Origin of the sequence: Promicromonospora sukumoe (assembly GCF_014137995.1) — a bacterium.
Taxonomy (GTDB): domain Bacteria; phylum Actinomycetota; class Actinomycetes; order Actinomycetales; family Cellulomonadaceae; genus Promicromonospora; species Promicromonospora sukumoe.
This window is the reverse complement of sequence record NZ_JACGWV010000002.1, coordinates 817,344-832,873: the sequence shown is the minus strand read 5'-3', so window position 1 is coordinate 832,873 and position 15,530 is coordinate 817,344. Positions and strand designations below refer to the sequence as shown.

General features: G+C 72.7%; 14 protein-coding genes. 8 read left to right on the top strand and 6 right to left on the bottom strand.

Going from position 1 to position 15,530, the window contains the following annotated elements; translation table 11 throughout:
- Positions 1-26: 26 nt before the first annotated feature.
- From manD to FHX71_RS20685, 3 genes are all read left to right on the top strand, one after another.
- A complete protein-coding gene (gene manD, locus FHX71_RS20695) occupies positions 27-1,241 on the top strand; it encodes a D-mannonate dehydratase ManD (RefSeq protein ID WP_182619331.1) in 1,215 nt (404 codons plus the stop codon).
- Between the two features lie 85 nt (positions 1,242-1,326).
- Entirely contained in the window at positions 1,327-1,908 is a 582-nt protein-coding gene (gene sigK / locus FHX71_RS20690) for an ECF RNA polymerase sigma factor SigK (RefSeq protein ID WP_182619330.1), read from the top strand.
- On the top strand, positions 1,901-2,779 hold the full coding sequence (locus FHX71_RS20685; RefSeq protein WP_182619329.1) for an anti-sigma factor: 879 nt from the start codon (positions 1,901-1,903) through the stop codon (positions 2,777-2,779). The genes sigK and FHX71_RS20685 overlap by 8 nt, the downstream gene beginning before the upstream one ends.
- 109 nt (positions 2,780-2,888) lie before the next feature.
- Here the strand turns inward: FHX71_RS20685 and FHX71_RS20680 are convergent, their stop codons facing one another.
- Positions 2,889-3,569: a fasciclin domain-containing protein gene (locus tag FHX71_RS20680; protein ID WP_182619328.1), complete on the bottom strand. Its 681-nt coding sequence runs from the start codon at positions 3,567-3,569 to the stop codon at positions 2,889-2,891.
- A 186-nt stretch (positions 3,570-3,755) separates the two neighbouring features.
- Between FHX71_RS20680 and FHX71_RS20675 the strand changes: the two genes are divergently transcribed.
- Positions 3,756-5,576, top strand: a complete 1,821-nt coding sequence (locus tag FHX71_RS20675; protein WP_182619327.1) for a cytochrome c biogenesis protein CcdA — start codon at positions 3,756-3,758, stop codon at positions 5,574-5,576.
- 113 nt (positions 5,577-5,689) lie between these two features.
- Here the strand turns inward: FHX71_RS20675 and FHX71_RS20670 are convergent, their stop codons facing one another.
- Positions 5,690-6,091 carry a PaaI family thioesterase gene (locus FHX71_RS20670; RefSeq protein WP_182619326.1) on the bottom strand — a complete coding sequence of 134 codons (402 nt, stop codon included), beginning with the start codon at positions 6,089-6,091 and terminating at the stop codon, positions 5,690-5,692.
- 81 nt (positions 6,092-6,172) lie between these two features.
- Here FHX71_RS20670 and FHX71_RS20665 point away from each other — a divergent pair, with 81 nt between their 5' ends.
- Complete coding sequence (locus FHX71_RS20665) at positions 6,173-6,745, top strand: TetR/AcrR family transcriptional regulator (protein ID WP_182619325.1); 573 nt, start codon at positions 6,173-6,175, stop codon at positions 6,743-6,745.
- A gap of 101 nt (positions 6,746-6,846) precedes the next feature.
- On the opposite strand, the gene FHX71_RS20660 is transcribed toward FHX71_RS20665, so the two are convergent.
- The 3 genes from FHX71_RS20660 to FHX71_RS20650 form a co-directional block, all read right to left on the bottom strand.
- Positions 6,847-7,959: a DNA alkylation repair protein gene (locus tag FHX71_RS20660; RefSeq protein WP_182619324.1), complete on the bottom strand. Its 1,113-nt coding sequence runs from the start codon at positions 7,957-7,959 to the stop codon at positions 6,847-6,849.
- Between the two features lie 88 nt (positions 7,960-8,047).
- Positions 8,048-8,476, bottom strand: coding sequence for an organic hydroperoxide resistance protein (locus FHX71_RS20655; protein ID WP_182619323.1), 429 nt, complete (start codon positions 8,474-8,476; stop codon positions 8,048-8,050).
- A gap of 185 nt (positions 8,477-8,661) precedes the next feature.
- Positions 8,662-9,249 (bottom strand): TetR/AcrR family transcriptional regulator, encoded by a 588-nt coding sequence (locus FHX71_RS20650; protein WP_182619322.1) that lies wholly within the window; start codon positions 9,247-9,249, stop codon positions 8,662-8,664.
- 172 nt (positions 9,250-9,421) lie between these two features.
- On the opposite strand from FHX71_RS20650, the gene FHX71_RS20645 reads away from it, so the two are divergent.
- Together FHX71_RS20645 and FHX71_RS20640 are read left to right on the top strand one after the other, a co-directional pair.
- On the top strand, positions 9,422-11,068 hold the full coding sequence (locus FHX71_RS20645) for a hypothetical protein (protein WP_182619321.1): 1,647 nt from the start codon (positions 9,422-9,424) through the stop codon (positions 11,066-11,068).
- Between the two features lie 48 nt (positions 11,069-11,116).
- On the top strand, positions 11,117-12,721 hold the full coding sequence (locus tag FHX71_RS20640; protein WP_182619320.1) for a beta-N-acetylhexosaminidase: 1,605 nt from the start codon (positions 11,117-11,119) through the stop codon (positions 12,719-12,721).
- A gap of 56 nt (positions 12,722-12,777) precedes the next feature.
- Here FHX71_RS20640 and rsmI read toward each other — a convergent pair whose 3' ends face one another.
- Positions 12,778-13,653, bottom strand: a complete 876-nt coding sequence (gene rsmI / locus FHX71_RS20635) for a 16S rRNA (cytidine(1402)-2'-O)-methyltransferase (RefSeq protein WP_182619319.1) — start codon at positions 13,651-13,653, stop codon at positions 12,778-12,780.
- Positions 13,654-13,788: 135 nt separating this feature from the next.
- Here rsmI and FHX71_RS20630 point away from each other — a divergent pair, with 135 nt between their 5' ends.
- Positions 13,789-15,456, top strand: a complete 1,668-nt coding sequence (locus tag FHX71_RS20630; protein WP_220490221.1) for a dolichyl-phosphate-mannose--protein mannosyltransferase — start codon at positions 13,789-13,791, stop codon at positions 15,454-15,456.
- Positions 15,457-15,530: the final 74 nt, after the last annotated feature.

Sequence of the window (15,530 nt, the reverse complement as noted above, 5' to 3'; positions counted from 1 at the left end):
CCGCACCATCGACAGAAGGTTTCCGCATGAAGATCGTCGACGCGAAGGTCGTCGTCACCTCGCCCGGCCGTAACTTCGTCACGCTCCAGATCACCACGGACGACGGGGTGACCGGCTTGGGCGACGCCACCCTGAACGGCCGCGAGCTCGCCGTCGTCAGCTACCTGCGCGACCACGTCGTGCCGCTGCTGATCGGCCGTGACCCGCACCGGATCGAGGACACCTGGCAGTACCTCTACCGGGGCGCCTACTGGCGGCGCGGCCCGGTGACGATGGCCGCGATCGCCGCCGTCGACGTCGCGCTGTGGGACATCAAGGCGAAGGTCGCCGGCCTGCCGCTGTACCAGCTCCTGGGCGGCGCGAGCCGTGACCGCATCCGCGCCTACGGGCACGCGAACGGCTCCAGCCTGCCGGAGATCTTCGACTCCGTACGGGCGCTCCAGGAGCGCGGCTACCAGAGCATCCGCATCCAGAGCGGCGTGCCGGGCCTCGAGTCCGTCTACGGCGTGCACACCACGACGTCGGACGACGGCTCGGCGCCCGACGTGCTCGCCCGGCCGGTCGTCGAGGACTGGGACACCGCCGCCTACCTGCGGTACATCCCGAGGGTCTTCGAGGCCGTGCGCAACGAGTTCGGCCCGGACCTGCCGCTGCTGCACGACGCGCACCACCGGCTGTCCCCGATCGAGGCCGCCCGCCTCGGCAAGGACCTGGAGCCCTACGACCTGTTCTGGCTGGAGGACTGCACGCCCGCCGAGGACCAGGAGGCCCTGCGCCTGGTGCGGCAGCACACGACGACGCCGCTGGCGATCGGCGAGGTGTTCAACACCGTCTTCGACTACCAGACGCTGATCGACGACCGCCTCATCGACTACGTGCGCTCCGCCGTCACGCACTTCGGCGGTGTCAGCCCGATGCGCAAGCTGTTCGACTACGCGGGGCAGCGCGGGATCAAGAGCGCGATCCACGGCCCCGAGGACATCTCGCCGGTGGGCATGGCCGCCGCGATCCACCTCGACCTGGCGATCCACAACTTCGGCATCCAGGAGTACTCGGGCCACACCGACCTGACGAACGAGGTCTTCCGGCACGCGTACACGTTCGAGGACGGTCACCTGCACCCGGGCGAGGCCCCCGGCATCGGCGTCGAGCTGGACGAGGAGCTCGCGGCCGCGCACCCGTACGAGCCCGGCTACCTCCCGGTCAACCGGCTGCAGGACGGTTCCGTCCACGACTGGTGACGCGGATCACCCCATCCGGGAGCACGACGGCGCCGAACCTGCTGTGCAGACACGATCGGAGGACGATGTGGGGCAGACTGGGCGGGTGGCATCACCACCAGTCCGGACCTCGTCGCGGGAATCCGTCGACGCACTCCTTGTCGCGTGCGCCGGCGGTGACCCTTCGTCGTTCACGCCTGTGTACGACGCGCTGGGGCCGGTAGCCTACGGCGCGTCGCTCGGCGTGCTGCGCGATCCCGATCATGCGGCCGAGGTGACCCAGGAGGTGATGGTGGAGGTGTGGCAGACGGCTTCGCGGTTCGATGCCGCACGCGGTTCCGCCCGTACCTGGGTGGCCACCTTGGCGCGCCGTCGTGCGGTCGACCGTGTGCGGTCGGAGCAGGCGCACCGGGACCGCGACCAGCGGGACACCGACCTGCGCACCAACGAGGCGGAACGGGACGTCGTGGTCGAGGACGTCGAACGACGCCTCGAAGGCTCGGCCGTGCGCCGCTGCATCGAGGGGCTCACCCCGACGCAGCGTGAGGCGGTCGTGGTCGCGTACTACGGCGGCCTGACGTACCGCGAGGTCGCCGAGCGCCTGGACAAGGCCCTCCCGACCGTCAAGAGCCGCATCCGCGACGGCCTCAACCGGCTGCGCGACTGCCTGGAGGTGGGACGTGGCTGACGAGACGACCGGTACCGGCACCGACGGCCTGGCCGGCGACGTCTGGGACCTGCTCCCCGGGTACGCCCTGGGCGCCCTGGACGACGCCGACCGCGAGGCGGTCGAGCGCCTGCTCGCGTCGGACGCCGACGCGCGCCGTGCGCTCGACGAGTACCGCGACGTGGTCGCGGCGTTCGTGGTCGAGGCCGAGCCGCCCGCCGCGCTGCGCGCGAGCGTGCTCGCCCAGGTCCAGGACACGGCCCAGCTCCATGGCCCGACGGCGGAGGCGGCTTCCGCTCCCGCCGCCTCGCCGGCTGCTCCCGCCGCTCCGCCGGCCGCTCCCGCGTCGCCGGCCGGCCCGGACCCCGAGCAGGGTTCCGTGGTGTCCGCGGCGGGCACGGCCCCGTCGTCGGGCGGCGCCGAGGTCGTGGACCTCGCGAGCCGCCGCCGTCGGCGCTGGGGCACGGCCGTGGCCGCGGTCGCCGCCGCTTTCGCCATCGCGGTGCCGACGACGGTCGCCGTCCAGGTGTCCGCCGAGCGCGACCGCCTGCGCGAGCAGGCCCAGGTCGTCTCGGAGATGCTGGCGGACCCCGACAGCTCGATCCTGCGCGGTGCCGTCCAGGGCGGCGGCGAGGCGTCGGTGCTGGTCGCCGGCGACGACATGCTCTTCCGCGCGGACGACCTGCCCGCGCTCGACGCGGACCAGGCGTACCAGCTCTGGGTCGTCGAGGGCGACGGCAGCGTCTCCTCCGCGGGCCTGCTCGCCACGCACGACGGCCAGGCGACGTCGCTCGTCCAGGGTCAGCACGGCGTCGGCATGGCCGTCTCGGTCGAGCCGAAGTCGGGCTCCGAGCAGCCGACGACGGCGCCCATCGTGGTCCTGGGCGCCTGAGCCTTTCCCGCTCGCCGGACGCGCACAGGGCTGGAAGCACACACCGCACGACAAAGCAGAGCGCCTGTCCCGAGCCGGGACAGGCGCTCTGCTCGTCATGCTGGATGGATCACATCGGGGGCATGAGCACCGAGTCGATCAGGTAGACGGTCGCGTTCTGGGTCATCACGCCACCACAGATCACGTTGGCGTCGTTCACCTTGAGCGAGTCGCCGCTGCCGGTGACCTCGACGGTGTCGCCCTCGACCGTGGTCTGCTCGCCGACCACCTCGTCAGGCGTGAGCTGGCCGGGGACCACGTGGTACGTGAGGATCGCGGTCAGCAGGTCGGCGTCCGTGGACAGGGTGTCCATGGTCTCGGCGTCGATCGACTTGAAGGCGTCGTCCACCGGGGCGAACACGGTGAACTCGTCACCGTTCAGCGTGTCGACGAGGTTCACGTCGGGGTTGACCTCACCGCTGACGGCGGAGACCAGCGTGGTCAGCAGCGGGTTGTTGGAGGCCGCCACGGCCACCGGGTCGGTGGACATGCCGGTGACGGAGCCGGGACCGTCCGGCACCTCCTCGGCGTAAGCGGCGCAGCCCTCGCCCACGAGGTTCGCGGCGGGGTCGGCCATGGCGTCGTCCTCGGCGGGCGACTCCTCGGTCATCGAGTCGGTCGCCTCCTCGGACGCGGAAGTGTCGGATCCGGTGTCGTCGCCCGACGAGTCCATGCTGCAGGCCGAGAGGCCGAGCATGGCCAGCGTGGCGATACCGGCGACGGCGTAGGACGTGCGGGTTCGAGCGTTCATCGGTCTCTCCTCGGTGTGGCGTCACCCCGCGTCTCACGGGGTGTCTTGACCGGGGTTCGGAGCCGTCGCCTCCCCGGATGGGGGTCGGTGCGGATCAATTTTCGACGGGGCCCGCGTCCGGTCCGTCCCCGCCCGGCAACCCGTCCCGGAACCCATCCGGAACAGGCCGCACGCCGAACCCGGCACATGGGAACACTCATCGTTATCGGCCTTCTCGGCGGCCTGATCACAGGCATCTCGCCGTGCATCCTCCCCATGCTCCCGGCCATCTTCTTCGCGGGCGGAGTCCAGGGGGCACGTAACCGGACCAGCGACGACGCCCGGTCCAAGAAGTCTCCGGACCCGGGCGGTAGCGGCGGATCGGTCGCCACTGCGACCCCGGACACCGAGGTCCGCACCCGGCGGTCCTGGCGCCCCTACATCGTGATCGCGGGCCTGGTCCTGAGCTTCAGCTTCTTCACGCTGCTCGGCTCCCTGCTGCTGTCCGTGCTCGGGCTGCCGCAGGACCTGCTGCGCTGGGCGGGCATCACGCTGCTGGTGCTGCTGGGTATCGGCATGATCGTGCCGCGGTTCGAGATGATCCTGGAGCGGCCCTTCCAGCGCATCGCCGCCTTCGGGGCCAAGCGCGGCGCGGCTCGGCAGGACCGGGGCGCCTTCGTTCTCGGTCTCGGCCTCGGCGTGCTCTACGTGCCGTGCGCCGGACCGGTGCTCGCCGCGATCACGGTCGCGGGTGCGACGGGCAACATCGGGGTCGAGACGGTCGCGCTGACCGTGTCGTTCGCCGTCGGCGCCGCGCTCCCGCTGCTCCTGTTCGCCCTGGCCGGACGGCGGATCGCCGAGCGGGTGCAGGCCTTCCAGCGGCACACGAAGGCCATCCGCACCGGCGGCGGCATCGTCGTCATCCTGCTGGCGATCGCCCTGGCCTTCAACGCGCCCGCCGCGATCCAGCGGCTGCTGCCCGACTACACGGGCGCGCTCCAGCAGCGCATCGACTCCTCGGAGACGGTGCGCGAGGCGCTCGACCTCGGCGGCCTCGTGACCGACGAGAACCGCGAGCTGTCCAACTGCTCGAACGGCGCGCCGGAGCTGGAGGACTGCGGCACGGCGCCGGAGATCCGCGGCATCGACAAGTGGCTGAACACGCCGGACGGCAAGGCCCTCCAGCTCGAGGCGATGCGCGGCGAGGTCGTGCTCGTCGACTTCTGGACCTACTCGTGCATCAACTGCCAGCGGTCCATCCCGCACATCAACGCCTGGTACGACAAGTACGCCGACGTCGGCAAGGGCTTCGAGGTGATCGGCGTGCACACGCCGGAGTTCGCCTTCGAGCGCGAGACGCGCAACGTGATCGCCGGCGCGAAGGACCTCGGCGTGACCTACCCGATCGCCCAGGACAACTCGTACTCCACCTGGACGGCGTACCGGAACCGCTACTGGCCCGCCCAGTACCTCATCGACGCCGACGGCACTGTGCGGCACATCCGCCTGGGTGAGGGCGGGTACCAGGACACCGAGAACCTGATCCGCGAGCTGCTGGCCGACGCCAACCCCGGCGTCGACCTGCCCGGCGCGACCACGGTGCAGGACGCGACCCCGCTCGACCAGATCACGCCCGAGACGTACTTCTCCATCAAGCGCGTCATCAACTACTCGGGCGAGCCCCAGTACGCCGCGGGCCGCAAGGAGTTCACGCTCGCGGACGACCAGAAGCAGGACACGTTCTCGCTCGGTGGCACGTGGAACGTCGACTTCGAGGGCGCGGAGGCCGTGTCCGACGACGCCCAGGTGCGCCTCGCGTACCGCTCGACCGACGTCTTCGTGGTGCTCGGCGGTGAGGGGACCGTCCAGGCGACGGTCACGGCCGACGGCGAGGAGGAGACCCGCAGCATCGACGTCTCCGGCAACCCGCGGCTCTACCCGATCCTGGAGGGCGACGGCCCGACCGAGGGGCTCGTCGAGCTGGACGTGCCGAAGGGCGTGCAGGTCTTCACCATGACGTTCGGCTGACCCCGGCCGAGCCCTCGCAGGTCGAGCGTTCGTAGGTCGATCGTTCGCAGGTCGATCGTTCGCAGGTCGAGCCCGTCGAGACCCCTTGTTCCCCGGGTCCCGGCGGGCTCTGCCTATGCCCCGGGGTAGAGCAGCCGCACGGTCTGGAGCACGTGCACGCACAGCTCGCCGGCCTCGTCGGTCACCCTGACCTCGACGAGCACCTGGCGGCTGGTCGCCCGGACGGGCACGGCCGTCGCGGTGGCCTCGCCGTTGACCGGGCGCAGGAAGTGGGTCGTCGAGTCGACGGTGGCAGGCAGCGCGCCGGGCTCGCCGTTGACAGAGGCGCAGACGGCCGCGGTCCCGTCCGCCAGCCCCATGAGGGCGCCGCCGTGCAGGCCGCCGCCCACCGTGGACAGCGGCTGCGACCAGGGCAGCCGCCCGACGACGGCCTCCGGCGTGATCCGGTCGAGCTCGACGCCGAGCGTCCTGACGAACGGGGCCGCCGCATAGACGTCGTCCGCGGTCGGTGCCATGGGAATTCCTCTCGGTGGTCGTTTGTGGAGATCTCTCTCTAGAGACCGGACTCTAACGAGGCGCTGCAGTACCGTCAACGCATGGCCCGGCCCACCCACGACACCTCGACGATCCTCGACGCCGCGGGCCGGGTCCTCGGCGAGGGCGGTCCGGCGAAGGTCACGATGGCGGCGGTCATCCGTGAGGCGGGAGTGCCGAGCGGGTCCCTCTACTACCGGTTCCCCGACCGTCCGGCCCTGCTCGCCGCCCTGTGGAACCGCGCGATCGAGAGCTATCACCGGGACGCGTACCCGCTGTTCGAGGGGGAGCCGGTCGACGCGGCGGCCGCGCTCGCCGCCTACACCGTGCGCTGGTGCCAGGCCGAGCCCGGTCACGCGCACGCGCTGCTCGCGGGCCGCGCGCGGTTCGAGCCCGACGCTTGGCCCGAGCCGGCCCGCGAGACCGAGGCGACCGAGGGCGCGCGCTGGAACGACGCGATCCGCGGCCTGACCCGGCGGGTCCGCGCCGAGACCTCGGTGTCGACCACCGAGCTGCTCCTGGTCGTCGTCGACCTGCCCTACGCCGCGGTGCGGCGCTACCTGAGCGGCGACCGGCCGATCCCGGCGGACCTCGCGGACGTCGTCGCCGGGATCGTCCGGACGTCGCTGCGCTGAGGCCGTGCCGCTGGTTGAGCCTGTCGAAACCAGGTCTCGACAAGCCCACCGCTGGTTGAGCCTGTCGAAACCAGGTCTCGACAAGCTCGACCGGCGGGGTGTCAGGTGCCGGAGGGCGCGTCCAGCTCGAACACTGCCGGGTCCGTCGCGACGCCGTTGACCTGGAGCGTCACGGCGTGCGGGCCGGGGTAGTACCGGCGCGTGGTGATCGGCCGGAACGAGTGCTCCCGGCTCAGCTCGACCTGCTCGCCCGGCGCGAGCGTCCGGGTGGTCAGCTTGAACGTCTTCGTGGTCTGCGAGCCGTTGGCCTTCTGGTGGTGCACCACGTAGTCGATGGACAGCCGCGCCTCCTCGGCGCCGACGTTGCGCACCGCGGCCGTGAACCGGACGGTGCCGCCGAACGGCACGCGGGCGCCGTCGAGCAGGGGCCCGTCGATCTCCAGGGTCGCCGGACCGAACCCGAGCAGCGCGAGGGCGCCCGGGTCGCCGCGCTTGACCAGCGTGCGCAGCGCGTGGCGCACGAGCGACGGCGTCGTCGGGGCGGGGTCGGCGAGCCAGCGCCCCGCCGTGGCGACGACCAGGTCCGCGTGGTCGCGGCTCAGGTCGTTGAGATGGTTGGCGACCGAGCGCCGTACGTACTCGCTCTCGTCCCGGTACAGGGCGTCGAGCACGGGCACGGTCACGCCGGCACGGGCCAGGATCTGCGGCACCCGGACGGACCAGGGCAGGTACGGGCGGGTGCCCTCGCTGGCCAGGCGGCGCACGTCGACGTCGTCCGACGCCGCCCAGGCCGTAGCCGTGGCGAGGGCGCGGTCCAGGTCGTGCCGCAACAGGGTGCGGACGGCGAACTCGGCGGTGAGCCGGCCGGTGAGCTCGGCCAGCAGCGCCATGGCGTCGTCGAACGCCGCGTCCGTGCCCTCCTCGACGGCCCGGGCCGCGACGGCGCTCGTGACCGGCCAGATCAGCCAGCCCCCGAACGGCTCCGCGCCGTCGCGCGCGGCCCGCACCACCCGGGCCAGGTCCGCGTAGCTCCCCGGCAGGTCGGTGAGCAGGGCGTCCCGCAGGAGGTCCGCCCGCTCGCGCAGCGTGAGGTCGGTGAGCCGGCCCACGGTCGACGGCAGCGCCCGCAGGACGGCGTCCGGCGCGGCCGACCCGATGGCGCGGGTCAGCGTCTCGGCCGTGCGGTCACTGATGAGCTCGTCGGCGAACGGCATGGAACTCCTTCTCTTCCGGGATCTCTCCCCGGAACGTGTCAGACGCTCAGGTCCCTATGGTGACCTGAGCGTCTGACACTCCAGAGATTCAGGCGACGGTCGCGTCGACCGTGACCTCGATGTTGCCGCGCGTCGCGTTCGAGTACGGGCAGACCGCGTGCGCGGCCTCGACCAGCTCGTCCGCGGTGGCCTGGTCCACGCCCGACAGCTCGACGTGCAGCGCGGCGCTCAGGTTGAACGCGCCGCCGTCGGCCGGGTGGATGCTCACCTCGGCGACCACGGCGGAGTCGCTGACCGTGACCTTCCGCGCGGAGGCGACGGCCTTGAGCGCGCTGTGGAAGCACGAGGCCCAGCCCGCAGCGAAGAGCTGCTCGGGGTTGGTGGCGCCGCCCGGGCCGCCCATGTCGGCGGGGATCGCCAGCTTGAGGTCCAGCAGGCCGTCGTCGCTCACCGTGCGGCCTCCGGCGCGGCCGTCGCCGGTGGACGTCGCGACGGCGGTGTAGATGCTGTCAGCCATGGATGCGCTCCTTCTCGGGGGCCGGGACCCGACAGTCCCGGTCATGTAGACGAACTAGTACGTCTACATTAGCCACACGGAGGCCGAAGGCACAAGCCGGGCAAAGGAGAGAGCCCGCCGTCACGGTGCGTGACGACGGGCTCGGGCTGGTCGAAGTAGGCCGCGGCGGACCGGGGCGGACGCGGCTACCGGCCGGAACCGGCGGGCTGCCCGGCGTCGATGACGGCGAAGAACGCCCGCTCCAGCGCGCTGCTCACGCGCGAGGGGTCGTCGAGGTAGCCGGACAGCATGGCGCCGTCGCGCAGCATCATCAGCTCGTCGGCCGCCTGCTCGGCGTCGTCCACGCCCAGCGCCCGGGCCATCGCGGCGAACGTCTGCCGGTACCAGGTGCGGTGCTCGGCGACGACGGCGCGGACCTGGCTGTCGGGCTCCGCGTACTCGGCCGCGGCGTTGATGAACGAGCAGCCCCGGAAGCCCGGCTTGCAGGCCTCGGTGCCCACGCTCGCGGCGAACCGGCGCAGCGCCTCGGCGTCGCCGGCGGACGCCCGCAGCGCGTCCAGCGCCCCGCGCTCCCAAGCCGCCTGTCGCTCCAGGTAGGCCACCACCAGGGTGTCCTTGGTGCGGAAGTGCCGGTAGAACGTCACTTTCGTGATCCCGGCCCGGTCGATGATCTTGTCGGCGCTCACCGCCCGGATGCCGTGGGCGTAGAACAGCTCGGTGGCCGCGTCGAGGATGCGGTCCCGGGTCGACGGGGTGGCCGTCGTGGTGCTCATCGCGCACCTGCCTTCGTACTCGTTCCGACGATCTGAAGGGAAGAGTCTACCCGGTGGTGTACTGACGGGTTCGTCTACCTCGACCGGCGTTCATCCGCAGGCTGCCGCGGGTTCGGCCAGGCGTCACCCCCGGGGTTTCCACTTCGTCGCCCGGTGGGGGAGAATGACATCCGTGGTTATCCGGAACGCCCGATTCGTCCCGCACCACCGACCTGCGTCCGCTGCGGCTCTGCTCGCGGCAGCCGCCCTCGTCCTCGCCGGCTGTACGGTGCCGACGGCCGAGGGCGACGACGGTAAGACGGGGGAGAAGTTCCAGGTCAGGGAACCCTCCGGGCCGGCTCTGGTGCTCGACTCGGCCGACCCCGCAGAGCTGGCACTGACCGCGAGCCAGGCCTTCTTCCACGCGTCCCCGATCGCGGTCATCGCCTCGGCGGACGACGCCGACGCGCGCGCGACCGCGGCGGCCACCGGCGCCGCCGTCACCGCGCCGGTGCTGCTGACCGACGGCGGGGTCTCCGACTCCAACGTCGTCGCCGAGCTCGAGCGGCTCGGGGCCGGCACGGTCGTCGTCGTCGGCGACGAGCAGGCCGTCGCGGAGGTCGGGCCCGCCGCCGGCGAGGCGAAGGTCGTCCGCTTCGACCCCGGCGCGCTGAGCGCCGCCGCCGCGGCCGCTGCCTCCGCGAACGGCGGCAGCGCTGACGCCGAGGGCGGCAAGGGCAGCGCCGGTTCGGGCAAGCCGGACGAGGCCAAGGTCGTGCTGCCCACCGCCGACCTCCTGCACCAGGCCGACGTCGACGGCCTGCGTGTCGACATCCCGGACGTCACGGACCCCGAGCTGCTGCAGGAGATCCTCGTCGCCGTCGACCCGAAGCCGGGGCAGGAGGCCGCGATCGGCACCGCCCTGGCGGCCGGCGCCGTCCCGGTCGAGGTCCCGGACGGTGACGTCGCGGCCGACGCGAAGACCGTCGAGACCATCCGGGCGCTCAAGCCGCTCGGCGTGGTCGGCATCGGCGGCGAGTTCGGCGCGGCCGACGACCTGGGCTGGCAGGTGGCGGTGGCGACCTCCGGCAAGACGCTGCCCGACGGCTCGCTGCAGCTTTTCCCGGGCCGCTACGTGTCGACGTCGTACACGGTGCCGGCGGGCATCGCTGACCCGGCCACGGACGCCGTCCGCGCCGTGGACGCCGCCGCCACGAACGGCGAGGTGCTGGGCGGCTCGCCGCTGGTGCTCGTCACCGCGAGCATGCGGTCCACCGCGGCCGGCGAGGACGGCGACTTCGTCGACGAGCAGCCGCTCGAGGTGCTCACCCCCGCGGTCGAGACGATCCGCGACGCCGGTCAGATCGTGCTCCTCGACGTCGCGCCGGGCGTGCAGCCGCTGGCCGCGCAGCTCGACGAGCTCGAGCCGCTGCTGTCGAAGCCGGGCGTCGGGCTCTCCGTCCACCCCGAGTTCCGGGTCGCCGGCAACGGCGCGGACACCGGGGCGGTCCCCGTGGCCGAGCTGCAGGAGGTCGTGGACCGGCTCGCGAAGCTCGCCACCGCGCAGGGCCTGCCGCAGATCATGCTGGAGGTGCACCAGTCGACGGCGGCGTCCGTCGTCGACCGCGCGGACCTGCGCATCCCGTCGCAGGTCGCGGTGGTCTTCACCGCCGCGGGCCCGGGCGTGGGCCAGGCGACGGCCGACGGCGTCTGGGCCGACGTGGCGAGCGGCCTGCCCGAGCGCGCCGTGCTCGGCTGGTCCGCCCCGAGCGAGGTGCCGGCCGACGCGAGCACCATCCTGCCGACCGAACCGCTCCTGGGCCTGGTCTCCGCTGGCTGAACCTGCGAAACTGCGGGCATCCATCGGAGCGAAGGGGCCCTAACAATCGTGACCACCGTGAGCAGCGGCGCGGCCGTCGTCGCCGACGCCATCATCCCCGTACCTGTCCAGGTCCAGCCGGGCGAGGGGGTGCTGGACCTCAGGACCGTCACCGTGGACGCGCCCGACGCCGTGACCGCGCGGCTCGCGGCCGAGCTGCTCACGAGCGCGGGCGCCTCCGTCGCGGACGGCGCCGTGCCCGTCACTCTGACGTCGGACGCCGCCGCGGGCCCCGAGGGCTCGCAGAACCCCGAGCGCTACACGCTCACCGTGACCGCCGACGGCGTGACCGTCGCGGCCCCCGAGCGCTCCGGCCTGCTGCACGGCGTGCGCACCCTCCGGCAGCTCGTCAACGCGGGCCGGTTCGGTGCCGACGGCGACGCAGTCGAGGGTCGCGGGGAGCCGGGCGCGCCGCTCGAGGTGCGCGCCGTCGTCGTGCGCGACGAGCCGCGGTTCGGCTGGCGCGGGCTCTCGTTCGACATCGTGCGGCACTGGTTCGGTCCCGCCGACCTCCGCGCGGTCGTGGACCTCGTCGGCTCCTACAAGATGAACCGGCTGCACCTGCACCTGTCCGACGACCAGGGCTGGCGCCTGGAGATCCCGTCCCGGCCGGCGCTGACGGAGAAGTCGTCCCAGGGTGCTGTGTCGGGTGCGACCGGCGGGTTCCTCACCGCCGACGAGTACCGCGAGCTGCAGGAGTACGCGGCCGAGCGCGAGATCGTGATCGTCCCGGAGATCGACGTGCCCGGGCACGTGAACGCGGCGACCCACGCCTACGGCGAGCTCATGCCGTCGGGCGAGCCCACCGACAGCTACGACGGCATCGAGGTGGGCTTCTCGAAGCTGCACTTCGACCTGCCCACCACCGAGCCGTTCCTGCGGGACGTGTTCACCGACGTCGCGCGCATGACCCTGGGGCCGTGGGTGCACTTCGGCGGCGACGAGGTGCTCGTGATGCAGCCCGAGGAGTTCGGCCGGTTCGTGGTGCTCTGCCAGCAGATCATCACGGGTGCGGGCAAGACCCCGGTCGCGTGGCAGGAGGCCGCGGGCTCCGCGCACGGCGACCAGGCCGCGGTGGCGGCGCTGGCTGGTTCCGAGGCGGGTTCCGGTTCCGAGGCTGCCGACGACGGCGCCGTCGCGCACGGCGAGGCCCCCGCGCTGGTGGAGCCCGGAACGGTGCTGCAGTACTGGGACACCCGGCCCGACCCGGCGCCGTTCCTGCGCGCCGCGCAGGCCGGGGCGAAGTTCGTGATGTCGCCGGCCGACAAGGCGTACCTCGACATGAAGTACACGCCGGAGCACCCGCTGGGCCAGCAGTGGGCCGCGTTCGTCGAGCTGCACGACTCGTACGACTGGGACCCGGCGACCCTCATCGAGGGGCTGCCGGAGTCGGCGATCGAGGGCGTGTCGGCCGCGGTCTGGACCGAGACCCTGCTGAACCGCGACGACCTGTTCTCGATGCTGCTGCCTCGGCTGGCCGCGGTGGCCGAGGCCGCCTGGTCACAGCCCGGCGCCAAGGACTGGGAGTCGTTCCGCGGCCGGATCGCGGTCGAGGCGGGCGCCTGGCGCCGCGACGGCGCCTCGTACCACCCCACGCCCCAGATCGACTGGTAGCCCCCACACGTGTCAGACGTACAGGTCCCTCGGGGGACCTGTACGTCTGACACGTATTACTTGGCGGGGCGGGCCGCGAGCGCTGCCGCGTACAGGTCGCGCTTGGCCACGCCCGTGGCGTCCGCGACCTCGGCGACCGCCGTCTTGAGCCGCTCGCCCGCGGCGACCCGCTCCAGCACCTCGCCCACGACGTCGTCCACGCCGGCCTGCACCGCGGGCGCCCCGCCGACCACCACGCAGATCTCACCGCGGAGCTGCTCGGCCGCGGCCCGCTCCGCGAGGTCCGCGAGAGGGCCGCGGAGCACCTCCTCGTAGGTCTTGGTGAGCTCGCGCGCGACGGCGGCCGGGCGGGTGTCGCCGAACGCGACGGCCATGGCGGCCAGCGTCTCCGCGATCCGGTGCGGCGCCTCGAAGAACACCATGGTGCGCGGCTCGGCGGCCACCGCGGCGAGCGTCCGGGAGCGGTCGCCGGCCTTGCGCGGCAGGAACCCCTCGAACGTGAACCGGTCGGTCGGCAGGCCGGAGAGCGCCAGCGCCGTCAGCACCGCGCTCGGCCCCGGGGCCGCGGTCACCCGCAGGCCGCGCTCGATGGCGCGCTCGACGACGCGGTACCCCGGGTCGGAGACGGACGGCATGCCGGCGTCGGTCACGACGACCACGGTGCCGCCGTCGGCGACGACGTCGAGCAGCTCGTCCGCGCGGGCCGTCTCGTTGTGCTCGTGGTAGCTCGTCACCTTGCCGCGCACCTCGACCCCGAGGCGCCCGGCGAGCGCGTGCAGGCGGCGGGTGTCCTCGGCGGCCACGACGTCGGCGTCGGACAGGAGGCGGACCAGCCGGGGCGAGGCGTCCTCCGCGTTGCCGATGGGTGTGGCGGCCAGGACGAGGGTGCCGGCCTCGGGCGCGGGCCCAGGAACCGGGGACGAGTCGGTCATGAACCACAGGGTCCCACGCTCTATGCTGGCCCGGTGTCTCAGCCTGAAGCCACCGGAGCGCGTCACGCCGCAGCTAAGCAGGCTTTGCCCGGAACCTACGGAGCGCACGTGCGCCGCGAGGCCGTGGGAGCACGGATGACCTCCACGGGGTCGTACGCCGCCGTCCCGCCGGTCGAGCCGCCGGTGCGCGAACGCCTCCTGCGCGACCTGCTGGGGGAGCGCCGCCTCGCGCTCGGCCGGCGCGCCTCGGACCGCTTCTGGGGCCTCTTCGGCGCCCTGGTCGTGACGGCGATCGCCGCGGGCGCGCGGCTGTGGGCCCTCGGCCGCCCCGGCAAGCTGGTCTTCGACGAGACGTACTACGTCAAGGAGGGCTGGTCGCTGGCCAGCCTCGGCTTCGAGGCCGCGTGGCCCGACAAGCCCAACCCCGCGTTCGAGGCGGGCGACGTCAGCTCGTACAAGACCGACGAGGCCGAGTACGTGGTCCACCCGCCCGTCGGCAAGTGGATGATCGCGATCGGCATGCGCCTCATGGGCGGCGCGACCGACCCGATGGCCTGGCGCATCGCGAGTGCCGTGATCGGCGTCGTCGCGGTGTTCCTGATGGTGCGGATCGCGCGCCGCATCTTCTCCTCCACGCTGCTCGGCCTGGTCGCGGGCCTGCTGCTCGCGGTCGACGGCGAGGCCATCGTGCACTCGCGCACCGGCCTGCTGGACCAGTTCCTGATGTTCTGGGTGCTCGTCGCCTTCGGCTGCCTGGTGATGGACCGCGAGTGGGCCAGACGCCGGCTCGCGGACCGGGTGGCGCAGATCGTCGAGGCGGGCGGGGCGATCGGCCAGTACGGGCCACGGCTCGGCTTCCGGTGGTGGCGCCTGGCGGCGGCCGTGTCGCTGGGCCTCGCGTGCGGCGTGAAGTGGTCGGGCCTGTATTTCGTCGCCGCGTTCGGCCTGCTCACCGTGGTGTGGGACTTCACGGCGCGGCGCACGGCCGGCATCGGCCGGTGGTGGGAGGACGCCGCGGTCGTCGACACCGTCCCGGCCGCCCTCGTCATGTTGCCCACCGTGGTCGCGGTGTACATCGCGTCCTGGTCGGCCTGGTTTGCGCACCCGCAGTCGTACCTGCGCGACTGGGCCGTGGTGAACGACGTGTCTCCGCCGGGCTGGTGGCCGGACTGGGGCTGGGCGCAGGGCGCCTGGGAGGCCGGCCGGTCGCTGTGGGAGTACCACCACATGATGTGGGACTTCCACACCGGTCTGAACTCCGACCACAACTACGCGTCGCACCCGCTGGGCTGGATCGTGCAGTGGCGGCCGACGTCGTTCTTCTGGGAGAAGTTCGCGCCCGGCCAGGGGCCGTGCCCCGCGGACTCCGCGGGCGACTGCGCCACCGCCGTCACCTCGCTCGGCAACCCCCTGCTGTGGTGGCTGGGTGCCCTCGCGATCCCCCTGGTCCTGGTGGTCGTGATCCGGTTCCGCGACTGGCGCGGTGCCGCCGCCCTCGCGGGGATCGCCGCCGGCTGGCTGCCGTGGTTCCTGTACTCGTGGCCGCTCGCGGACCGCACCATCTTCACGTTCTACTCGATCGTGTTCACGCCGTTCGTGATCCTGACGCTGGTGTACGTGCTCGCCGTCGGGCTGGAACGGACGCCGCCCCGGAGCGCGGACCGGCGGATCGTCTGCTGGCTGGCCGCCGTCCTGGTGGTGCTGATCGTGGGCGTGAGCGTGCTCTACTACCCGATCTGGACGGCGATGCCGGTGCCGTACGAGTACTGGCAGCGGCTGATGCTGCTCCCGAGCTGGATCTAGCGGTACTCGCTGGTCGAGCTGGTCGAGACCCGAGTCAGCCCGTCCGCTGGTCGAGCTTGTCGAGACCCCGTGTC